The 22,095-nt window shown below is 52.4% G+C and carries 16 protein-coding genes; 6 read left to right on the plus strand and 10 right to left on the minus strand.

Features of this window, described 5'->3' with window-relative positions; genetic code table 11:
- Positions 1 to 133 precede the first annotated feature (133 nt).
- The 8 genes from BK816_RS09655 to BK816_RS05860 form a co-directional block, all read right to left on the minus strand.
- The gene (locus BK816_RS09655) at positions 134 to 3,130 is read right to left on the minus strand and encodes an FtsK/SpoIIIE family DNA translocase (RefSeq protein WP_236842302.1); all 2,997 of its coding nucleotides are present in this window, start codon (positions 3,128 to 3,130) and stop codon (positions 134 to 136) included.
- A 123-nt stretch (positions 3,131 to 3,253) separates the two neighbouring features.
- Positions 3,254 to 4,243 (minus strand): PfkB family carbohydrate kinase, encoded by a 990-nt coding sequence (locus tag BK816_RS05830; RefSeq protein WP_071164336.1) that lies wholly within the window; start codon positions 4,241 to 4,243, stop codon positions 3,254 to 3,256.
- A 23-nt stretch (positions 4,244 to 4,266) separates the two neighbouring features.
- Complete coding sequence (lysX, locus tag BK816_RS05835) at positions 4,267 to 7,668, minus strand: bifunctional lysylphosphatidylglycerol synthetase/lysine--tRNA ligase LysX (protein ID WP_083379106.1); 3,402 nt, start codon at positions 7,666 to 7,668, stop codon at positions 4,267 to 4,269.
- 9 nt (positions 7,669 to 7,677) lie between these two features.
- Complete coding sequence (locus tag BK816_RS05840; RefSeq protein ID WP_071164337.1) at positions 7,678 to 9,369, minus strand: ribonuclease J; 1,692 nt, start codon at positions 9,367 to 9,369, stop codon at positions 7,678 to 7,680.
- Between the two features lie 68 nt (positions 9,370 to 9,437).
- A complete protein-coding gene (dapA, locus tag BK816_RS05845) occupies positions 9,438 to 10,319 on the minus strand; it encodes a 4-hydroxy-tetrahydrodipicolinate synthase (protein ID WP_071164338.1) in 882 nt (293 codons plus the stop codon).
- A 44-nt stretch (positions 10,320 to 10,363) separates the two neighbouring features.
- The gene (locus tag BK816_RS05850; protein WP_071164339.1) at positions 10,364 to 10,870 is read right to left on the minus strand and encodes a GNAT family N-acetyltransferase; all 507 of its coding nucleotides are present in this window, start codon (positions 10,868 to 10,870) and stop codon (positions 10,364 to 10,366) included.
- Positions 10,863 to 11,609, minus strand: a complete 747-nt coding sequence (gene dapB / locus BK816_RS05855) for a 4-hydroxy-tetrahydrodipicolinate reductase (RefSeq protein WP_071164340.1) — start codon at positions 11,607 to 11,609, stop codon at positions 10,863 to 10,865. The genes BK816_RS05850 and dapB overlap by 8 nt, the downstream gene beginning before the upstream one ends.
- A gap of 31 nt (positions 11,610 to 11,640) precedes the next feature.
- Positions 11,641 to 12,984 carry a M16 family metallopeptidase gene (locus tag BK816_RS05860; RefSeq protein WP_236842303.1) on the minus strand — a complete coding sequence of 448 codons (1,344 nt, stop codon included), beginning with the start codon at positions 12,982 to 12,984 and terminating at the stop codon, positions 11,641 to 11,643.
- A gap of 73 nt (positions 12,985 to 13,057) precedes the next feature.
- On the opposite strand from BK816_RS05860, the gene rbfA reads away from it, so the two are divergent.
- From rbfA to BK816_RS05885, 5 genes are all read left to right on the plus strand, one after another.
- Positions 13,058 to 13,540 carry a 30S ribosome-binding factor RbfA gene (gene rbfA / locus BK816_RS05865; RefSeq protein WP_071164341.1) on the plus strand — a complete coding sequence of 161 codons (483 nt, stop codon included), beginning with the start codon at positions 13,058 to 13,060 and terminating at the stop codon, positions 13,538 to 13,540.
- Entirely contained in the window at positions 13,524 to 14,555 is a 1,032-nt protein-coding gene (gene truB / locus BK816_RS05870; RefSeq protein WP_083379108.1) for a tRNA pseudouridine(55) synthase TruB, read from the plus strand. The genes rbfA and truB overlap by 17 nt, the downstream gene beginning before the upstream one ends.
- A gap of 30 nt (positions 14,556 to 14,585) precedes the next feature.
- Complete coding sequence (locus BK816_RS05875; RefSeq protein WP_071164342.1) at positions 14,586 to 15,575, plus strand: bifunctional riboflavin kinase/FAD synthetase; 990 nt, start codon at positions 14,586 to 14,588, stop codon at positions 15,573 to 15,575.
- Between the two features lie 148 nt (positions 15,576 to 15,723).
- On the plus strand, positions 15,724 to 15,993 hold the full coding sequence (rpsO, locus tag BK816_RS05880) for a 30S ribosomal protein S15 (protein ID WP_071164343.1): 270 nt from the start codon (positions 15,724 to 15,726) through the stop codon (positions 15,991 to 15,993).
- 293 nt (positions 15,994 to 16,286) lie between these two features.
- Positions 16,287 to 18,665 carry a polyribonucleotide nucleotidyltransferase gene (locus BK816_RS05885; protein ID WP_071164344.1) on the plus strand — a complete coding sequence of 793 codons (2,379 nt, stop codon included), beginning with the start codon at positions 16,287 to 16,289 and terminating at the stop codon, positions 18,663 to 18,665.
- A 94-nt stretch (positions 18,666 to 18,759) separates the two neighbouring features.
- On the opposite strand, the gene BK816_RS05890 is transcribed toward BK816_RS05885, so the two are convergent.
- The gene (locus BK816_RS05890; RefSeq protein ID WP_071164345.1) at positions 18,760 to 19,878 is read right to left on the minus strand and encodes a hypothetical protein; all 1,119 of its coding nucleotides are present in this window, start codon (positions 19,876 to 19,878) and stop codon (positions 18,760 to 18,762) included.
- Positions 19,879 to 20,092: 214 nt separating this feature from the next.
- Positions 20,093 to 21,319 (minus strand): hypothetical protein, encoded by a 1,227-nt coding sequence (locus tag BK816_RS05895; protein ID WP_071164346.1) that lies wholly within the window; start codon positions 21,317 to 21,319, stop codon positions 20,093 to 20,095.
- A 93-nt stretch (positions 21,320 to 21,412) separates the two neighbouring features.
- On the opposite strand from BK816_RS05895, the gene BK816_RS05900 reads away from it, so the two are divergent.
- Positions 21,413 to 22,087 (plus strand): TetR/AcrR family transcriptional regulator, encoded by a 675-nt coding sequence (locus tag BK816_RS05900; RefSeq protein ID WP_071164347.1) that lies wholly within the window; start codon positions 21,413 to 21,415, stop codon positions 22,085 to 22,087.
- Positions 22,088 to 22,095: the final 8 nt, after the last annotated feature.

The raw sequence follows: 22,095 nt of genomic DNA on the forward strand, positions 1-22,095 counted from the left end.
TTGCCGATTTACTCAAGATAAACAGGCTAAGTGGGGGCTTAAGTCGTCCTTGGTGGTTACGATTTCCACTAGCGGTAATCTAGGCAGACGAACGTGGGAAGTGATTGTGTACCAAGGACTAAGGGAAGAAAAATCACCTACCGGTTAGCTCCCAGGCATCGGTGCTTTCTCCATCTTCTTCAGAGGATGCGAGGGCAGATTCATTCTGCGCCATCCAAGCTTCTGGATCAGCACTGGAGGCAGCTGGTTCTTCTGGAGCACTTTCGCCTCGCAACATAGCCAGTACGGTGGGCAATTGTTCTGGCCCAACAAGGACCTCACGTGCCTTAGAGCCTTCTGAAGGACCTACAATCTCACGTGATTCGAGCAAGTCCATCAAGCGTCCAGCACGCGCAAAGCCCACCCGCAATTTACGCTGCAGCATCGAGGTCGAACCCAGCTGGGTAGAAATCACCAACTCAGCTGCGGCCAACAAGTCATCAAGATCGTCACCGATGTCTTCCGCTACCTTCGCGGTCTTAGGCGGTGCGGTGACATCTGCACGATAGTCAGGTTTAGCCTGTGCCCTTACGAACTCGGCAATCTGCTGAATTTCAGATTCGTTAACCCAAGCACCTTGGACACGTAGTGGCTTAGACTCCCCTGCCGGGAGATACAGCGCGTCACCTTGGCCAATGAGCTTTTCTGCTCCTGGCTGGTCCAAAATAACGCGAGAGTCGGCCAACGAAGAAGTTGCGAATGCTAAGCGGGAAGGCACATTAGACTTAATCAAGCCAGTGACCACGTCAACCGATGGACGCTGGGTAGCAAGTACGAGGTGAATCCCAGCTGCACGCGCTAACTGAGTGATTCTTTGAATCGATGCTTCCACGTCCCTTGGTGCCACCATCATCATATCGGCGAGCTCGTCAACTACCACCAACAAATATGGATAAGGCACCAACTTACGTTTGGAATCAGCAGGAACTTTCACCTTGCCTGCTCGAACAGCGGCATTGAAATCATCGATATGTTTGTAGCCAAAGAAGGCCAAATCGTCGTAGCGATGATCCATTTCTTTCACTACCCATTCAAGTGCTTCCGCTGCTTTCTTTGGATCCGTGATAATCGGGGTGATTAGATGAGGAATTCCCTCATAGATTGTTAGTTCAACTCGTTTAGGATCAACCAGAATTAGTCGCACTTGTTCTGGCGTGGCTCGCATCATGATGGAAGTGATCATGGAGTTCACGAAAGATGACTTACCTGAACCGGTAGCGCCAGCAACCAAAAGGTGCGGGGTCTTAGCAAGGTTGGTGACCACATAGCCACCTTCCACATCTTTACCAACGCCAACTGTGAGCGGGTGAGTATTAGCGAGGGCCTTTCCGCTACGCAAAACATCGCCCAAAGCCACAGTTTCACGGTCTGAATTAGGAATCTCCACACCAATGGCAGACTTACCAGGGATTGGGGAAAGAATACGGACGTCAGCACTAGCTACTGCATAAGCAATATTCTTTGACAAAGCGGTGATGCGTTCGACCTTGACCCCAGGACCCAAGGTAAGTTCATATCGAGTTACCGTCGGCCCGCGGGAGAAGCCAGTAACAGCGGCATCAACATTGAACTCTTCAAAAACATTCTTAAGGGCGTTGACCACTTGCTCATTTGCGGCGCTACGGGTTTTGTGCGGAGCACCCTTAACCAAAAAGTCCGCGCTCGGGAGCTGGTAGTTACTATCATCGAACTCTTGGATCGCAAGAGTAGCTACGTTACCGGTGGCTTCCGGTTCGTTCTTAGTAGTTACCGCAACTTGCTCTGTTGAATCCTCGGTCGACGTTTGCTTTGCTAAGGACGGAGTCGGACTAGCTGCTGGATTTACTGGCACGTTTTGCGCACCACCGGAAATTGGTAAGGCGGTGGTGGCCTCAGGATCATCATTTACCGGGGCTGGCGCATAGGTTCCTGGGGCAGCTTGCGCGGGGGCGGGATAGTACTGCGGCGCTGGGTATCCAGCAGGTGCCATGGTTGGCATAGTGCCGGTTGGTTGCTGATAAACCGGAGCCGCGTAGAGCGGATTTCCGTTCTGATCGTAGCCAACCGGTCGCATGGCATTAGGGTCATAAGCGGGCATTGCCATCATCGGCTGGTTGGTCAGATAGCCAGGAGCCCCTACCGGGTTCGCTCCCCCAGTATTCCCTTCGAGTCCGGCATTGGGATTAACGGGCGCGCCAGCTGCTTCATTCGTCTTAGTACCCTTGGTTAAGCCACTCGCTTTTTCTTTGAACTTAGCTAGCCAAGTGCTACCAGTTTTTTCCGCTGGTTTTTCAAAGGTCGTAGTTGCTGCCTGCGCATTACCTTGGGCCTCTTGGTTCTCCCAGTAGTCCTCACTCCAGCCATGTTGGTTTTCATACTCGGCAACTTGCGGTGAGCGGAAGGGCTCGTCGCCATCATAGTGATCAAGCCGCTGGGCACCTGCCCCTTCATTGTCCTCGCTATTTCGGCCTCGGGAAGTAAATTTGGCGAACAGGTTACGAGTGTTTTCCCAAGCCACTGAGAAAGGAGTATTCGTGGCGATCAGGAGCGAATAGACTCCAAAAATAGCCATTAAGGGGATGGCGCCCCAAGCAGACAAAAGGACATAAAGTGGGTGCGCGAAGAACCACCCAAGAATGCCGCCACTAGCCATGATTTGCGGCATTTGCGAAATGGTTGGACCGCCTTGAGCGGCATGCGAAATACCAGTCAAAGCAATCATTACGCCCAAAGCGCCGATAATCCAATGCGACATCGCACCTGGGCGAGATTGTCCACGGTAAAGGGCAATGACTAGTCCAACCCCGAAGGCAGGTAGGAAAACCGAATAGAGTCCTAATAAACCAGCCGCCACATTGTGAATCACGGTGCCAGCAGTACCACTGATTTGGAACCATTCACGTAAGGCGACAATCAAAGACAAGGCCAAGATCAGTAATGCTAGCCCGTCTCTGCGAAGCGCCGGATTCATCTTAGGTTTTGCCGTCGCATTTTTGCTTTGCTTACCAGCGCTTGCTTCCTCCCATTTTTCTTTGGGTAGAGAAGAGCGCTTACTTTGGTTCTTGCCAGCAGTCTTAGTGCCGGTATTTGGTTTCGGTTTTCGCGTAGCCATAGTGCTTTTGACGTTACCGAAGGCGAGCACGCAACCGTTCAAGGCGCGCCGATAAACCTAGTTTTTAGGCCAAGGTACACAGCCCATCTCTAGCTGTGTCCGGCAACGTATCAAAGGTAGTTTTTACGGTTGATAGACCACTGCCATGGCCTCGGCGTCAAGACCTTCATGCAAAATAATCCGATCGATTTGATCCGCCTCGGGGCATACCGCCGTGCCAAACTTGGAGACTGCAATAGCGGCAGCAATATTTGCTCGTAAAACTGCCTCGGCCATGGGTTTACCCAACAAGAGGTTGGCAATAAGCACGCCAGTGTGGGTATCCCCCACCCCGGTGGTATCCACTCGCGGGCGCAAGAATGCGGGAGTTTGCCGCAAGGGAGCATTTGCATGTTCTTGGAAAATGGAGCCTTCTGCCCCTCGACGCCAAACAATCGCCGCCTCGGGAGGCAACAGCCGACGGCATACTTCTAGTGGATCTTCCCCGTTAAAACGACGAGTTAGCACATTGCCTTGTCGCACGTTCATGGTGAGCAAAGTCGTTTTGGAAAATACCGTATGCAGCAGTTCGAGTGGGACGTCCTCAATTGCTCCCCCCAAAGACAGGGCCAGTTTCACGCCCTCGGGGAGTTCTTCGGCCCATCGGGAAAGCACCCACCCAGAGCCGGGCCCAGCCAAGTCGACTCCAGAAATATAGACACAGTCACCCGGCTTAACTTCAACTCGACGCAAATCTGAAAGCTGTGGATCAGCTTCCACCCCGGGGGAACGAACGGTGGTCATCAGACCATCACTCTGAATTAGTGAGATTGACATGCCCGTATCACCGACCATGTCCTCTACCGCCAAATCAATATTTTCTTCGATTAAAGCTGCACGAACTGCATGCGAATTGGCGCCAGTACCAAGCGGAGAGGCGTGGGAAACCGCTACCCCTTGTCGCCGAGCCGAGGCCGCCACCACGAAGCCATCACCAACTAGAGCCGAGGACGAAGAAGCTGTTACCGAAGTACCTTCAGCAGGCAAATGAGGCACGTGCATCGGCAAGGTCAACAAGGCCGAGGCCGTAGAAACCAGCCGAGGAGCGCCTTCAGTTGTGGCAACGCTTTCCATATTGACTCCTTCGTTCCTAACTATTAGTTGGCATTCCTAACGAAGGGGAAGGCCAAAGTCTGTCGAATATTGGTTCCAGTCAGCAACATAACTAACCGATCTACCCCTAATCCTAAACCACCAGTGGGTGGCATTCCCAAATCTAGCGAGCGCAGGAAGTCTTCATCAATACTCATGGCTTCGGCATCACCAGCGGCTGCCGCCAACGATTGCGCGGTAAATCGCAGTCGCTGATCGCGTGGATCAGTCAGTTCTGTATAGGCCGTTCCGAGTTCCATTCCGAACGCGACCAAGTCCCACCGCTCTGCCAAATCTGGATTCGAACGACTACGACGGGTCAATGGCGAGGTGCTCACCGGGAAATCAATATAGAAGGTGGGCGCTATGGTGTTCGCTTCAACCAGTTCATCGTAGAGTACACCGATTAATTCGCCCCACTGCGGTAACGGCGGTACCGGCAAATCATGGGCCGTACAGATTCGCAGCAGTTCTTCAGCGCTAGTTTCAGTCGTGATCTCTTGCCCCACGGCCTGCGAGATCGCAGTCAATACTGGAATCACAGGCCACGGACCAGATAGGTCAAACTCGGCTAAATCGACTCCGTCAATTTGGGCGATAACTTCAGCTGCAGGCAGGTCAGTTACCGGTCGCAAGCAGATTTCCCGACCATACAGATCGACTGCTGCTCGTTTAATCAACGTTTCAGTCAGCATCCGCATATCGTGGTAGTCTGCACCCACCCGATAGGCTTCTAGCGAGGTGAACTCGGGGTTATGGGTAGCATCGGCTCCTTCGTTTCTAAACGAGCGACCCATTTCGAAAATCGCCTGCATTCCCGCAACTAGGAGTCGCTTGAGGTAAAGTTCTGGGGCGATACGCAAATAGACATCGGTCGAATATGCATTCATTCGGGTGATAAACGGCCGCGCATTCGCACCACCTTTGACCGCGTGAAGCATCGGGGTTTCGACCTCGGTAAAAGCAGCCTCGCTTAAAGTGCGACGGATAGATGCCAGCACTTGGCAACGTCGATAGAAGTTATCGAGGGCGTCTGGCGTCTGCAGCAATTGCAGAGTTCTAAAGCGTGCGCTGGTTTGCGCCTCAAGACGGGTCCCCACTGCTGGCAATGGTCGCAAGCATTTGGCGTTAAGTTTCCATTTGCTAGCGGCTAATGAGATTTGTCCAGTACGCGATCGTGCCGGTTCACCCGCAACGGTAACTAGGTCGCCTAAATCCAAGAGCTTTAGATCGTCCCAATCGGCCTCGCTCAAACGATCCCGCGAGAAAATGATCTGAAGCTTTTCGCTGCGATGATACAAGTCGCAGAAGACTACTCCCCCGTGACGCCGACAAGAACGAATCCGGCCGGATGATAGCACCGGTTGCTTCGCAACTTCCCCAGGTTGCAAGGTCTGAGCTAAAAGCTCAATAGTTTGTAGCTCAAGCCCCGACCCATTGTTCATTTCTTCTTGAGCTGCCGGGTATGGGTCACGCCCTCGGCTAGCTAACAGTTCTGCTTTCGTTCGACGTCCTTGTTCTTGTTCTGACAAGGTAAAACGAGCCATCGCTTCTTCTAGCGAAGTCTCTTCGATTTCTTGCAAATCTTGGAGATAGGCATCGTCAATTTCCCACAAGCGTCCCGAAGGAATCCGCAGGCCCAATGAAGGCAAGAATCCTTCAAGGCGAGCCGAAGCGAGCAACACGCTAGCTCCTTGCGAAGAATGGCGGAAAGCTAAATAGCGCGGGAACCACTCTGGTTGATAACGCGCATTTGATTCGTAAAGCGATTCGAGTTGCCAGAAACGAGAGCCAAAACGCATAAATGCCAGCACGAGCCGTCGCCACCAAGAGGCGTTTACTGCCTCGCCGAGGACGAAAAGCTGTCGGAACATCGCAAAATTGAGAGAAATGCGAGAAATGCCGGTGTCTCGACCATGCTCGATCAAGGCCACGACGCAGGCTTCCACGATGCCATTGACAGATTCGCGGTTGCGGCGCATTAAGTTTAAGGAAAGGCCATTTCGGCCCCAGGGTACGAAGGTTAGCAAACAATGCAGTTCATCGTCTTTGCGTGCCGTAACCACCACTTGACGGGCGTCCTCGGCCTCCAAGATACGATCTAGGCTCATGGTAAAGCCGCGTTCTTCACCCTGGCGGAAAGCTGCGGCAGCCTGCCTCAACTGGGCAACTTCTTCAATCGGAATCTGATCGAGGCGACGCACCTCGATTTCGACACCATGACGATGGGCTCGACGTACCGACTGCATGAGGGCACGCATTTGACTGCTCGTGGCGTCAAAAGTATCAGTGTGAATGATGGCTTCATCGCCCATCATGTGAACATTAAACCCAGCCTGGCGGTAAGCCTGTGCGCCCTTGGTAGAAACCGAAAGCGCCCCTGGAGCCCAGCCATTTTCGAAGCACACGTCGAGCCAGGCTTCAATCGCTTCATTCCAATAGTTTGGGTCACCGAGAGGATCCGAGGCCGCAACGGCAGCTCCCCCAGATACCGCATATGAAATCGCCGCCTTGCCAGAAGGAGCGAAAACGATGGCCCGCTCGGTACGCGTGGCATAGTAACCAAGAGAGTCTTCTGGATATTCGGCCAAGAAGCGACGTACCGCTAAGTCTTCCTCTCTAGTTGAGCCAGGTTCTCCACTTCCACGCAAGAAGATAACAATGGTGGCAATTAAAACGAGCATTGCCGCGATAGAGATGGTCTCGCCCCAAAGCAGAGGACCGGCCGGTAAGGTCTCTTTCGGGAATGGAGACCAGCTGTTACCTAATAGTCGTAAGACCACCCAGCGGGCAGCTTGGTCGGCAGAGGCGAGGCCTCCACGGAAAAGTCGTGCTCCCATGAAACCAAAGGAAGAAACGACTGCGAGACCGCCAACCAAGGTTAATAGTGCTCCGCGCCAAGCACCCCGAACCAAGCGAGCAGTAAATGACGAGCGACCCCAGAAGAGCAGCCAAAGCGCAACCAAATTAGCAAATGCGACAACTAAATTGAGTACCACTTCTACCGTGGTTGCGGGGGCTTCAGTAGTGGTAAGAGTCGCAGGATTAAGCCATAAAGTACTGATATTCGTAACGAATAGTAGTACGAAATAAACGATTAATCCCCACCAAATTATTGCTTTACGGCGAATCGTAATCGAGGCCGCCAAAGCAATCATGGCCGCACTAAACAGCGAGGAAGTGATAGGAATACCGAGCCCATTGGCGTAGCTGGCTACCAGCTGCACCCAGTCCAGTTCGGATAGTGGAGTAAGGAAGAGCAGGAGAGATAACGCGGCTCCAAAGTAGAGCATGCGCCCAAAAATGACGGGAACTGCTCGCTTGAGCTTTACGGTATTAGTCTCCCGTTTGAGCTTGGCCGTATTTGAACTACTAGACGGAATGTGCTGCGTTTCTCCACGGCTCATATATTTTCCTTAGACTTCTGTAACTACCGGGACGATCATCGGACGACGACGGAGGCGACGAGCAACCCAGCGTCCGATCACGCGACGCATGGTTTGCTGTAATTGCTTTGCTGGGACATTGCCTGGCTTGGCTGCTTCCGCTAGCGCTTCGGCCACTTCTACCTGGATTTCCTCAAAGACGGATTCGTCCTCGGCCACCCCACGCATGGTAATGGTTGGGCCGGCAAGCACCGTACCGGTAGTCTTTTCGACTACCGCGTGCACGGCCACGAAACCTTCGGCGCCAAGGACCAAACGATCCTTCAGTTCATCATCACTGAGTTCGCCGATGGACGAGCCATCAACATAAACGTAGTCGCAAGGCACCTGGCCAACGACGCGAGCTTGGCGGTCAACCAAGTCAACGACCACGCCGTCCTCGGCTAGCACCACATTTTCAGGGGCGATACCCGTTTGAATGGCGAGGCGACCATTGGCAACCAAGTGTCGAATTTCGCCGTGGATGGGCATGACATTATCTGGCTGGACAATGTTGTAGCAGTAAAGCAATTCGCCGGCAGAGGCGTGACCCGAAACGTGTACTCGCTTCTGTCCTTGGTGTACTACGTTGGCGCCCAAACGCATCAAACCGTTAATCACTCGGAAGACAGAATTCTCATTGCCAGGGATCAAGGAGGAAGCAAAAATGACGGTATCGCCCGGGTCTACCTCCACGAAGCGGTGAGAGCCAGCAGCGATTCGAGCTAAAGCAGCCATTGGCTCACCTTGCGAACCGGTCGCCATAAAGACCCGCTGTTCGGGCGGCAAGGACATGACATCCTTAGTATCAACCAAAACGCCATCTGGAATCTGCAAGAACTCGAGTTCGTTGGCGATCTTCATATTGCGTTCCATGGAACGGCCAATGAGGCAAACGCGGCGGCCATGAGCGACAGCGGCGTTAATTACCTGCTGGACACGGTGCACGTGTGAAGCAAACGAGGCCACGATGATCTGGCCGGTCGAGGCAGCAAAAACCTGATCGAGTACTGGACCAATTTCGCGTTCATGGGTAGTGAAACCTGGTACTTCCGCATTGGTCGAATCGACGAGGAATAAGTCAACGCCTTCTTCGCCTAAACGAGCGAAAGAACGCAAGTCGGTAATGCGCCCATCGAGTGGAAGCTGATCCATCTTAAAGTCGCCGGTTACCAGCGCAGTGCCCGCGTCAGTGCGAATCATGACAGCTAGGGCGTCTGGAATGGAATGGTTTACTGCCACATATTCCAGTTCGAATGGGTCGAGGACGGTTTCGTCGCCCTCGGCCACTACTACCAACTTAGGATTTTCGATGTGATGTTCCTTCAGCTTCGGCTCTAGGAACGCAAGAGTGAGTTCAGAACCGTAGATCGGAATATCAGAGCGAAGGCGAAGCAAGTAAGGCACCGCCCCAATGTGGTCTTCGTGGCCATGAGTCAAGACCATGCCAACCACATCATCTAGGCGATCTGCGATAGCCGAGAAATCTGGCAAGATCAGATCAACCCCAGGCTGGTTTTCCTCGGGGAAAAGCACCCCACAGTCTACGATTAACAGCTTGCCTTCGGTTTCGAAAACAGTCATGTTACGTCCAACTTCCCCAAGGCCACCTAGTGGGGTGACGCGTAGGGCGTTGGAAGCAAGCGGGGCAGGTTCTGGCAGATTATCGTATAAAGGCTTCACAGTATTATTGTGCCTCACTTTTGTTGATTTTTTTGGTTAACAGTTTTGTTTTACCCAACCAAATAGGGTCATAAGGTGGCTAGTGCCTCGCGAAGTTCTTTGAGTTCTTTTTCGCTGGCTGGCACTAGTGGTAGACGACAAGTATTGCCTGCAATAATGCCGGTTTCTACCATTGCCGCCTTAGCCATGACGGCACCTTGGCCGCCACCCATGATGGCGTTAATAATCGGGCGTAGCTTGGCCTGAGTTTGGCGAGCAGTTTCCAATTCGCCGGCATCAACTGCGTCAACCAAAGCTCGCAATTGTGGCGCTGCCACGTGACCGACTACGGAAACACAGCCGACTGCCCCATTAGCCAAGAAGCTAAGGTTTAAGCCGTCGTCGCCACTGTAGTAGGCCAAGCCGGTGCGTTCAGCACGCGCAGTTCCGAGGGCGGGATCACCGGTTGCATCCTTTACTGCCACAATCTGCTCGATCTTCGCTAGCCGATCAAGGGTTTCATCTGCAAAAGCAATCCCGGTGCGTCCAGGAATGTCATAGAGCATGCAGGGCAAGTCATTGGAAGCCACGATCTTGGTGACGTGCTGGTATAGGCCTTCCTGGGAAGGACGGTTGTAGTAAGGGGCGCAAACTAGCATGCCTTCGGCCCCAGCTTCTTGCGCGTCCTGAGCCATGGCGATGGCGTGGGTAGTGTCGTTGGTGCAAACTCCGGAGTAAACCATGGCGCGGCCAGCGGCAACGGATACTGCGGTGCGAATTAGTTCTCGTTTTTCTGGACGGTGAGTGGTGGGGGCTTCCCCAGTGGTGCCAGAGACGAGGAGGGCGTCACAACCACCTTCGATTAGGTGTTCGACTAGTTTGCTGTAGCTGTTGAAATCGATGTCCCCGTCCTCGTGCATGGGGGTAACCATAGCTACTGACAGGGATCCAAATGGGCGTTTTTGACTCATGATATAAAACTATCCTTATTTCGCTGGCTTGTCACGATGCCAGACTAATTATCTGAAATTTGGGTGAACCAAAGTTTTTCTTTCTCGGTGACTTGGGCAATTTGTCCTTGCCGACCAGCGGTGGTGGGGGCAAAACCTGTCGAGTTAAAGAATCTTTGGCGCGGACTATCATTGGTGGAAATAAATACTCCGAGCCGTTGACTGTTGAGTTTGGCATGGTCCACTACTGCTTGTAGTAGTCGTGAGCCGTGACCTTTGCGCTGCTCCGCTTGGGTGATATAGAACGATACCACCAGCGCGTCACCGTCATTTTCGCTAAAGGCAGCATAGCCAACCACCTGATTATCGGCGGTCGCGACTAGCAAGGTTTCCCCATCTGGTGAGGCCATGGCAGCTTCCCAACTACCAGCGATCGTGGCCTCAGAGGGTAACTGTGAAAAGTCACTTAGACCGAGGGCGGTGAGTCTGGCCTGTAGGTCCTCACGAGTTAATTCCGCAATAGCTTCAACATCTTTGGGACGCGCAAGACGAGCCGCGTTCTTACTACTCATTCGGCAAATCCATCACGGTGTCGAGCCCAATGTGCAGGCCTGTCGAGAGACGGTGAATATTGCGGGCAGCAAGCACTACGCCAGGCATATAGCACGCCCGATCTGTGGTGTCAGTGCGCACGATCAAGGTTTCACCGGCGTTACCAAAAATGATTTCTTCGCTGGCCATATAGCCGCGGGCACGTACCGCGTGAACGTGTACGCCGTGCAGTTTGGCGCCGCGGGCTCCGTCTTCGTCATATTCGGTGGCATCTGGTGAGTCACCTAATCCAGCCTCTTTTCGCGCCTCGGAAATCACTTGTGCCGTGTGGGCCGCGGTTCCCGAGGGGGCATCGAGTTTGTCTGGGTGGTGCATTTCGATTACTTCGGCGGACTCGAAGTAGCGGGCGGCCTCGGCAGCAAAACGCATGGCCAAAACGGCGCTAATTGCAAAGTTGGGGACGATTAGGGCGCGAGTCTTTTCAAGTGCGGGGAGGACAAACTTGGTGTCAGCTTCGCTCCAACCCGAAGTTCCCACAATGACGTCACAGCCGGCCATGGCACAGGCTAGAACATGCGCTTGGCTTACTTGCGGGTTGGTGAAGTCGATGGCGACCTCGGCCCCGTTAAGGGTTTCTGCGGTGAGATCATCATTGCGATCTAGTTCGGCCACGAGTTCGAGGTCGTCTGCGGCGTTAACGGCGCGAACAACTTGGGAGCCCATGCGACCTTCGGCTCCGATAACAGCAATCTTTTTCATTCTGGTTTCCTTTTCTGGCGTTTTCTTAAGCTTAGTCGGCGATTGGTTGAGAGCTAACGGTAGCCACGAGCCGTGGCCTAGCGTATAGCTCGGCAGCTAGATCTTTCACCCCATCGACGGTGACTTGGCTGATTCTCTCGAGTTGATCGCTTAGTCGTTCTAGGTGTCCCAGGGAAACTTCGGAGCGTCCAAGTCGGTACATGCGGGCGTAGTTGTCTTCCATGCCGAGGGCGAGCGCTCCACGGGATTGGCCGACGATACGATCGATTTCTTCTTGGGTGGGGCCTTCAGTGGCGAGCTTTTCCCATTCTTGCAGCATAAGTGTTTCGACACTGCCCAGGTTTTCTGCCTTGGTTCCGGCATACATGCCGAAGCTGCCGGCCTCAGTGTAGGAGTGGTCAAAAGCGAAAGTGGTGTATGCCAAACCGCGCTTTTCCCGGATTTCTTGGAACAGTCGCGAGGACATGCCTGAGCCGAGGATGGACGCGAGCACCATCATGGTGGGTTTACGTTCATCGGCGAGGGCCAAAGAGCGGGTGCCGACCGCGATTTGGGCCTGTTCCACGGTTTTGGTGAAGTGGTCGCGGGCGGCGACTAGGTCAGGGATGGCTCCGACTGGGCGTGGTGGGTTGGGAGCGACGAGGCTGGTGGTATCCCAGCCACCCTTAGCAAGAGCCTCCCCTACTAGTTTGACTAGTTGTTCGTGTTCGACTGCGCCAGCGACTGACACGATTAGGTTCGGGGACTGGTAGGTACGCTGGTAGTGTTCCCAGATGGCCTCGCGGGTTACCGCGTTTACGGTGTCTTTAGTGCCACCAACTGGTCGCGCCAAAGGCGAGCCAGCATAGGCAATTGCCGAATATCGCTCGAAAAGGATATCGGTCGGATCATCTTCTGCCGCAGCAAGTTCTTCTAAAATAACGCCACGTTCGAGTTTCATCTGGTCTGCATCGAGGATCGAGGAGGTGACCTGATCGATCAGAATTTCGATGGCCATAGGAAGATCCTCGGCCAGCACGCGCGCATGATAGTTGGTGTAGTCCTTGGAAGTGGCGGCGTTAGTTTGTCCTCCAACTTGGTCAAAGGCGCTAGCAATTTGAAGGGCCGTGCGAGTTTTGGTTCCTTTAAAAAGCAGGTGCTCCAAGAAGTGAGTGGAACCGTAATGCCCATCGGTTTCGTCACGCGAACCGACTGGAAGCCAAAGCCCGATTGCAACCGATCGGGTAGCGGGAACTTGTTGACTAATGACTCGCACGCCTCCGGGGAGGACTGAACGAGTAATAGTCGAACCGTCCTCGTCCAACTGCACAAAGGCGGCAGGGTCGTTGGCGGGTAGTGCGGGTAAATCGATGAAATGAGTTTGCTTGCTAGTCACCCTGTTCATGTTACCCGATTGTTTTGTCCCTGCGTGAACGATAAACTGAGAGCCTTAAACCTAAGGAGGAATCATGGCTGACGCTGCCCGCGCTCGTAAAGTAGCTGATCGAATTCAGCAGACTGTGGCCCAAATGCTAGAACGACGAATTAAGGATCCACGTCTTGGTTTCGTGACGATTACTGATGTTCGTGTCACTGGCGATCTGCAGAATGCCACCATTTTCTACACTGTTTTTGGCGATGAAAAAGCCCGTAAGGATAGTGCCGCTGCTTTGGCTTCAGCTAAGGGCATGATTCGTTCCCAGGTGGGAAAGGCACTTGGCATTCGCCTCACTCCCCACTTGGAATTCCAGCTGGATGCCCTGCCTGAAACTGCCGCTTCGCTAGAGGAAAAATTGGCTCAGGCTAAGGCACATGATGAACAGGTAGCGGCTTTGGCTGCCGAGGCCCAGCCAGCAGGTGAAGCTAATCCGTATCGTTCTGCTCTTTCGGAAGACGGAGTAGACGAAGACGAGCTAGTTGGTTTCCAGGGTTTCGATGACGACGAACTCTAAGCCTTCACGTCGGTCACGTCGAGGACGCACTGAACGCCCACCGCGACCACCCCGCCCAGCCGGTTTCGATTTACCGCGGGCAAAGGTTAGCGCCAAAGACGGTCTTTTGATCGTTGATAAACCCTTGGGGTTTTCCTCGCATGACGTAGTGGGGATGGTGCGCCGTTTGGCCGCTACCAAAAAGGTGGGACATGCGGGCACGCTCGATCCGCAAGCTTCTGGGGTGCTAGTCATTGGGATTGGCAAGGCCACGAAACTTCTGACCTATCTGGTGGGTAAGGATAAGAGCTATCGCGCAACCATCCGCTTGGGGCAGAGCACTGAAACTGACGATGCGGCGGGAGAGTTGCTTCAGACTTGGGATGCGAGGCACCTAAGCTCAATCGAAATCGATCAAGCTTTGGCCACCTTTAAGGGTGAAATTATGCAAGTCCCGACCAAGGTCAGTGCCATTAAAATAGATGGCAAGCGCGCCTACCAAATGGCTCGCGACGGCGAGGAGGTCAAACTAGCAGCACGGCCAGTAACTATTTCGCAAATCCGTCGAGTCAGCAGCTTGCGCCGCCAAAGTGGTCCCAACAATGAAACCTTATGGGATTTTGACGTCGTAGTGGATTGCAGTTCTGGCACTTATATTCGGGCGATCGCTCGTGATCTTGGTGAAGCTTTGGGCATGGGCGGTCATTTAGTGGCTTTGCGTCGTACCCGGGTGGGTAGCTACGACCTGTCTCAGGCTCAGACGGTGTTACAGTTGGGCTCACAAATCGCCCTCGATAATGAAGCTGAGCAACCACAGGGTTTGTCTGTCATTGATTTGGCTACAGTTTGTCAGCAGAACTTCCCGGTTCGGATAGTGACTCCACTAGAAGCAAAGGCCCTAAGCTACGGCCAGTTTTTGCCAGCGCATGAGACTGGGGAGATTTATGCCGAGTTAACTGCGGACCATACCGTGGTAGCGTTGACAAAGAATCAGGGCAAAAAAGCGCGACCAGTTTATGTGTTAGCTCCAGCCTAGTGAGCTGACTTTAGAAGGAATAGTAGAGTAATGCAGATTGCTAAGGAGTTATCACAGCTCCCCTCGGGGCTTGCTTGCGTGACCACCATCGGCATCTTCGATGGGGTTCATCGTGGGCACCAAGAACTGATTAACCAAGTGGTTTCTTTGGCGAAAAAGTACCAGGTGCAGGCATGGGCGGTAACTTTCGATCCGCATCCGGCGGTTTTGCATGCGCCCGAAAAGTACATCCGGCTAATTACCCCGATTTCTGACCGGTTAAATGCCTTGGCGGCGATGGGCCTCGATGGGGTCTTGGTTGCTCCATATACTTGGGACTTGGCAGCCCTAACCCCTCGGGAGTTTGTTTCGCAGTATTTTGTTTCGGCTCTTGGAGTCAAAGCTGTGGTCGTTGGCAGTGATGTCCGTTTTGGTAAGGACAATGCAGGCGATTTAACGACTTTGCGCGAGTTGGGCCAGGAGTTTGGTTTTGAAGTCGTGGTCGTTGATGAACAGCAACACGATGATGGTCGCCGTTTCTCTTCCACTTGGGTGCGTCAAGCACTGGCTACCGGTCAGGTGTCTGAGGTGGCTGAGGTTTTGGGGCACTATCACCGCGTTCGTGGTCAGGTAGTTCATGGCGCTAAACGAGGGCGCGAATTGGGGTTCCCCACCGCCAATTTGGATGCCGAAACCCTAGGTGAGGTTCCCGCTGATGGAGTTTATGCTGGGTGGTTGATTAGAGCCATTCCAGGTACCAATGCCGAGGAACGACTGGCAGTTGCCATTTCGGTGGGCACGAACCCACAGTTTGAGGGACAAAAACGCACAATTGAGGCACATGTTTTGGGTCGCTCAGACCTCAATCTATATGGCCAAGAGGTGGCAGTAGATTTTGTGAAGCGAATCCGGCCCATGTGGAAATTTGATTCCTTGGAACAACTCTTAGCTCAAATGGATGAAGATTTGCGGCAAACTGCTTGCACTTTAGGAGTTCCGGTAGCCGAACGAATTGACCCGAAAGCAGTCACCGCCAAATGATTTTGGTGGGCTGTTTCACCCTACTAACCACCCAGCTATTTACCTTGGCGTGATAGCATTACAGATGCCGTTAGATCGGCCACGGATGAATCATGCGCAGAAGAACCTGCTCTGCCGCTCCGTGCAACGAAAATAAAAGGAGAATCCTGTGCCACTAAGCAAGGACGTTAAAGAACAGATTATCGCTGAATACGCAACCCACCCAGGTGACACTGGTTCGCCTGAGGTCCAGATTGCACTACTAACTCAGCGCATCAAGGATCTAACTGAACACTTCAAGACCCACAAGCACGATCACCACTCTCGTCGTGGTTTGATGCTTTTGGTTGGTCACCGTAAGCGTTTGCTCGGTTACCTCAAGGACATTGACATTGAACGCTACCGTGCGCTCATTGCTCGCCTCGGTATCCGCGGCTGATTAAACTTTTTCCGGCTCGAATCTATTGTTTAGGTTCGAGCCGGAACCGTATGGTCAGACGGGATCTTCGGATCACTGACCTCGGCTAGTCCCCGACCGAAACTAGTTTCGGGCCCAGACTACGCAGAGTTTGGCGTTTGGTTTCCAAGCACAAACCCCGGTTTGCTTCCCGGCTGCACTCGCAGAATCAAGCAACGAAGTTACGGGTCTTACCCCTTAAAGGTGAAGACACACGGTTGACACCTGGTATTTCCCGAGATGTTTGTGAATGAAGAAGAAAAGGAGGGTTCCCTTTGTCGGTTCCCGAAATTGTTGCCGCTGAGGCCGTGATTGATAACGGTCGCTTTGGTACTCGCACTGTGCGATTTGAAACGGGCCTTTTGGCTCGCCAGGCAGCCGGTTCGGCTGTTGCTTATCTTGATGATGAGACCATGATCCTCTCCGCTACCACTGTTGGTAAGCACCCTAAGGATCAGTTCGACTTTTTCCCATTGACTGTCGATGTGGAAGAACGTCAGTACGCTGCAGGTAAGATTCCTGCTTCGTTCTTCCGCCGTGAAGGCCGTCCATCTACCGAAGCCATTTTGGCTTGCCGTTTGATGGACCGCCCGTTGCGCCCTTCCTTCGTTAAGGGTTTGCGTAACGAAGTTCAGGTTGTGGCCACCGTAATGTCCATCCACCCAGATGACGCTTACGATGTTTTGGCTATCAACGCTGCCTCCATGTCTACCCAGCTTGCTGGCCTACCTTTCTCCGGCCCAATCGGTGGTACCCGCCTCGCTTTGATCGATGATCAGTGGGTGGCTTTCCCCCGCTACTCGGACATGGAAAAGGCTGTCTTCACCATGGTGGTTGCTGGTCGCGCAGTTAAGCGCAGCGACGGCTCTGATGATATTGCCATCATGATGGTGGAAGCTGAAGCTACCGAAAACGCTTGGGACTTGATTGCCCAGGGCGCTACCAAGCCAACTGAAGAAACTGTGGCTGAAGGTTTGGAAGCTGCTAAGCCTTTCATCCGCGTTTTGATTGACGCTCAGCAGCATGTGGCCGATCAGGCTGCTAAGCCAACTGCTGAGTTCCCATTGTTCCCTGATTACGCTCCAGAGCACCTCGAAGCAATCAAGGAATTGGTTGCTGATGATTTGGCTCAGGCCATCACCATCGTTGAGAAGCTTCCTCGCGAAACCAAGTTGGACGAAATCCGCGACAACGCGATCGCCAAGTTGCTCGAAGCTGAAACTTTCCCAGAGGAAGAAGAAAAGGACCTCAAGGCTGCTTTCAAGTCCTTGACCAAGTCTATGGTTCGTAACCGCACTTTGACCGAGGGTGTCCGTATGGATGGCCGTGGCTTGCGCGATATCCGTTCCTTGTCTGCCGAGGTCGAAATCGTGCCTCGCGTTCACGGTTCTGCTTTGTTCCAGCGTGGCGAAACCCAGATTTTGGGTGTTACCACCTTGAACATGTTGCGTCTCGAACAGCAGTTGGATGGCTTGTCCCCGATTGATTCGAAGCGCTACATGCACCACTACAACTTCCCGCCTTACTCGACTGGTGAAACCGGCCGTGTGGGTTCGCCTAAGCGTCGCGAAATCGGTCACGGTGCTTTGGCTGAACGTGCTTTGGTGCCAGTGTTGCCTGCTCGTGAAGACTTCCCTTACGCTATCCGTCAGGTTTCGGAAGCACTTGGCTCCAATGGTTCTACCTCCATGGGTTCGGTTTGTGCTTCGACCCTATCCTTGCTCAACGCTGGCGTGCCTTTGCGTGACAAGGTTGCTGGTATTGCTATGGGCCTCATGTCTGACGAAGTTGATGGCGAAACCCGCTACGTAGCTTTGACTGACATTTTGGGTGCTGAAGATGGCTTCGGCGACATGGACTTCAAGGTTGCTGGTACTCGTGAATTCGTTACCGCCATCCAGTTGGACACCAAGTTGGACGGTATCCCGTCTGATGTTCTAAAGGCTGCTTTGGGTCAGGCTCGCGATGCTCGCTTCACCATCCTCGATGTGATGAACCAGGCCATTAGCGAACCAGACGAAATGGCTCCAACTGCACCTCGCATCATCACCGTGCAGGTACCTGTTGACAAGATTGGTGAAGTCATTGGTCCAAAGGGCAAGATGATTAACCAGATCCAGGAAGACACTGGTGCGGAACTAACCATCGAAGATGACGGCACTGTCTTCATTGGCGCCACCGATGGCCCAAGCGCAGAAGCCGCTCGCAACATGGTTAACGCCATTGCTAACCCCCAGATGCCTGAAGTGGGTGAACGTTTCGTTGGTACCGTCGTTAAGACCACTACCTTCGGCGCTTTCGTTTCCCTCACCCCAGGCAAGGACGGCTTGCTCCACATTTCGCAGATTCGTCGCCTAGTTGGCGGCAAGCGCGTGGAAAACGTGGAAGATGTAGTCCAGGTGGGTCAGCAGATTCAGGTCGAGATTGCTGAAATCGATCAGCGCGGCAAGCTTTCCTTGCACGCCGTAGTGACCGATGAAGACGGCAATGAGATCGAAGATGACACTCCGGCACGCGAAGAGCGTGAAGAGCGTCCTCGTCGTGAACGTCGTGACCGTGGCGAAAAGGGCGATCGTGAAGAACGTCCTCGTCGTGAACGTCGCGAACGTCGTCCTCGCACTCGCACCCGCAAGACGGAAAACAACGAAGACTGATTCTAGTTTTCGCTAAATAGTTGGGGCCCAAGCATTGCGCTTGGGCCCCAACTATTTGTTCGCTTTAATACTAGCTATCTTTCCAAACAGCTAATTAGCCGATGTACAAGGCAGAACGCTGCTCGTCAGTAAAGGGCTCATTTTCAGTTTCCGCCCCAGGAATGTGTGGGTCTACCGGAATTCTGTCGATCCCAACTGGATTGAGGAAAGGCAGACGACCAGGAATGGTCTTCTTAAAATCCTTCCCTAACTGTAGTGGCAGAAGTGTACTGAGCTGTTGGTTTTCTAGCTGCCAGTAGAATGAGAATTTATTGGAGTTGCCGCCGCAATAAACGGGAAACTTCTGTTCATTAGCGGCATTATCAGTCTTAGCCACAGCTTCACATTGTTGCGCGACCAAATAGGTAGGTAGTTCTTCATCAAAGGGCACTAAACCGTTTGCTTTGCGCCTTTCATCTTTGACCAGATCATCGAGCTTGTAGCCGCCGCTAAACCAACCGAGGGCGACCACGGTGTACCGATCGGGAGTGTTCAGTGAAAATGGAGCAGATCCACGATAATAAAGGGCTAGTCTGTGATCGATTTTCTGAGATTGCTCCCACCAGTTATTTAATCGCTGAGCTTGTACTTTCGCCCAGTCACCTCCAAGAGGTTTGTCGTTACGGAAGAAAACGGTGAAAGAGATTGCCTCCGGCGCGTAGGTGCTAGTCGCTAGAGAATACTTGGCGCCTTTAGCGTAAGACTTACCCAGTTGGGTCACGACCTCGGCCACCTGCTTAGCGTCGGCTGAGCGCATTTCTATTTTCTCTTGGTAAAAGTTGAGCTTGGTATGAGGGAAGTCGCGCAAGAACTCTATCCCTTTTTCCCAGACTTCGACCGGCTTTGGGTCCTTATCAAGATAAACGGCTACTTGATCTTCTTTCAGCTTCATCTGCAGTGAAGACATTTCCCCTTTCCAATCCAGGGCCGAATACTGGCTGAGGAAATCGTTAAGCACCTGAGGGTCGATTTGGTTTGAAACTTCAATCTCGGTCGCCACCTTGGTTGCGCCTTCAGGACCGAGGGTACCTCTTGCCTGTCCCGAGATTTCGGGAAAAGCCCGAATCACTTTATTTACTGCTCTCACCGTGGCACGGTTATGAAGCGTATAACAACCTGAAAGTGAAGTCCCCGCGATCATGAGGATAACTGCCAGAGCTACTGGTTTTTTCATCTTTACTTCCTTTAATGAAAATCGAAATGCCTCATGGTCTAATGTTTATCACGTAAGGAACTGACTTTGTTCCTTCGCTTCTCAGTGCTCTAGCGCCACATCGTTGAGGTATCTCAAGAAGCTCTTACTTGCTAGAGCCCTATCAGCTTCGTAAGCTATTTTATCATCTACTAATTTTCGATGATTATGGCCAGACAGATCTACGCTGCTTTTGTTAGGAGATTTTCCGAAGCTTGTCCGAATCATTCACCCAAGTAATTCGCTTTTCGTCATCGCCAAAACGATTTTCACTTTGGCAAACTATGTGACCGAGCTCTTTCTGGTCGTGGGCATTGAGTACTTCGGCGATTTGGGCACACATTTGCTCGTTTTCCCGCTGAGCAGTCTCTTTTCGTTGCTTTGCGATTCTCTCTTTTTCATCCTTGGAGAGCCAACGCTTGTCGGATTCATACTGATGTTCCTCGTAGGTTGAAACAGTAATCCAAGCCGAGGTTCTCCAGTTATTTTCCTCGTTCTTTCTGGTACTTAGATACACGTGAACGTTCGAGTCATCGGGTAGTTCTTTCAGCGCCTGGGGCCAAACCGCAATAAAGTTTCGTAGTTGTCGCGCACCGGCTTGAAAGCTAGGTTCGCTGCTTTTATTAGCGGGGTTTTCAAGTTCGTCCATTTCAGCATAGAACTTCAACCTCTCGTTATCTGCAGCGCCTCTGTTGGCGAATACGGGAAAGGTGAGGTTGATCGAAGAAATGAAGCTACTTTTGCCTTCTTCCTGAAAATGCTTTGAGACCTTTTCAAGCACTTCCGAGGTCTGGGAAATCCATTGGTCTCTCGTCATTTCCTCTTTATGCCACCACGGATGATCAAACTTCACCATTAGTCTCTCTTGGCTGAGCTTCCATTGTTGCTGTGGAAGCTTAGCTGCTAAAGAAAAGACTCTGTGAAGAAAATCTTTATCGTAGTTTCTAGAGCCAGCTAGTTTTCCCCCGATCGAACTAGTGCTTTGATACTTGGACTTACCACTAGAGCTAGCGTTATCTTTGGTTTCTATCCGGTTAAAGCTCAATTCGGGCACCAATAGGCTGGAATTATTGGGAAAAACGAAATAGTCATAGGGAGTATGAGCATCTGCCCAGACCATTTGATCTTGAGAATCTAGACGTTTCATTGCCCGGTCTTTTTCAATCATCACCTGCTGGTAATCCACCTCGGGGGAAACGAAAAAGAAGGTTTCAACTGAACTGTTTTTGTTGCGGTAATCGCTCCCAGATCTAAATTGTGTTTTTGTGGCAATCCCCAGGCTATTTTTCGCTATTTCCTGATCCCAATGATTTTTCATCCGCAGTACCAATGGAACAGTAAAATAAATAAAGCCCAATAAGATAGAACCAATAATGGCTGTTACTAGCCAAACTAGAATCTTATTTGGTTCTTTTTCGTACATTTTTTATCCACACCTAGTTATCGCGTCATTTCAATTAATCATCTGTGATTAGTTTACCCTGCGAATTAATCCCTTTGGTTTATACTTTCCGATATGACCGGCAGAGCAGATACTGTAGAGCGATTGATCGCAGCCACCCGTGTAGTTCTGATTGAACATGGTTTTGCGGGCGCTACCTTGGAAAGAATCTGCAGCGAAGCTGGGTTTACTCGAGGCGCTTTCTACTCCTCTGTGGGCGATAAAGACACCCTATTTTCCATTGTGGCCGAGGACGAATATGTCCATTCAATCCAACGCTTACAAACAGTTTCCAAAAAGTGGGAAGCCGAACTACACCCTACTGTTTTGAAACGAGGCGAAGCCGGTGCCGTCATGGCTCAACTGCTGCCCAGTGCTCTCGAAGCCATCGGTTTAGGCCGAGACTTCTTTATCTTGCACAATGAGTTCTTGGTGCGAGCTGCCCGCGAACCAGCGTGGGGTTTGCAGTTTAGGGACATTAACCGTGATTTCGTTTTGTCTCTTTCCTCGGTGCTAACCCAGATTCTTGGAGCTGTAGGGCGAGTACCAAGTGTGCGTCCCGAAGCGCTTAGCCAAGCAGTTATTGGTATTGCGCTGCGTGCCACCGGGGTCGATGCTTGGCGTCACGAGCTGCCTCAGCTTGACCCAAACTCCCCCACTCCACGCGGCACCATGCTTGATCAGAGCGATATTTCCGCCCTGATTATCAACTTGCTGACAGCTTGCTCTGCCCCCAGAGGCGAAGGGTGAGTGCCCCT

This window comes from Boudabousia tangfeifanii (assembly GCF_001856685.1).
Lineage (GTDB): Bacteria > Actinomycetota > Actinomycetes > Actinomycetales > Actinomycetaceae > Boudabousia > Boudabousia tangfeifanii.

Bases quoted from the DNA above. Each gene is read 5' to 3' on its own strand.
- BK816_RS05850 (WP_071164339.1), bottom strand. From the start codon at position 10,870: ATGAGTAGTAAGAACGCGGCTCGTCTTGCGCGTCCCAAAGATGTTGAA.
- rbfA (WP_071164341.1), top strand. From the start codon at position 13,058: ATGGCTGACGCTGCCCGCGCTCGTAAAGTAGCTGATCGAATTCAGCAG.
- BK816_RS05875 (WP_071164342.1), top strand. From the start codon at position 14,586: ATGCAGATTGCTAAGGAGTTATCACAGCTCCCCTCGGGGCTTGCTTGC.
- BK816_RS09655 (WP_236842302.1), bottom strand. From the start codon at position 3,130: ATGGCTACGCGAAAACCGAAACCAAATACCGGCACTAAGACTGCTGGC.
- truB (WP_083379108.1), top strand. From the start codon at position 13,524: ATGACGACGAACTCTAAGCCTTCACGTCGGTCACGTCGAGGACGCACT.
- BK816_RS05830 (WP_071164336.1), bottom strand. From the start codon at position 4,243: ATGGAAAGCGTTGCCACAACTGAAGGCGCTCCTCGGCTGGTTTCTACG.
- BK816_RS05890 (WP_071164345.1), bottom strand. From the start codon at position 19,878: ATGAAAAAACCAGTAGCTCTGGCAGTTATCCTCATGATCGCGGGGACT.
- dapB (WP_071164340.1), bottom strand. From the start codon at position 11,609: ATGAAAAAGATTGCTGTTATCGGAGCCGAAGGTCGCATGGGCTCCCAA.
- BK816_RS05900 (WP_071164347.1), top strand. From the start codon at position 21,413: ATGACCGGCAGAGCAGATACTGTAGAGCGATTGATCGCAGCCACCCGT.
- dapA (WP_071164338.1), bottom strand. From the start codon at position 10,319: ATGAGTCAAAAACGCCCATTTGGATCCCTGTCAGTAGCTATGGTTACC.
- lysX (WP_083379106.1), bottom strand. From the start codon at position 7,668: ATGAGCCGTGGAGAAACGCAGCACATTCCGTCTAGTAGTTCAAATACG.
- BK816_RS05895 (WP_071164346.1), bottom strand. From the start codon at position 21,319: ATGTACGAAAAAGAACCAAATAAGATTCTAGTTTGGCTAGTAACAGCC.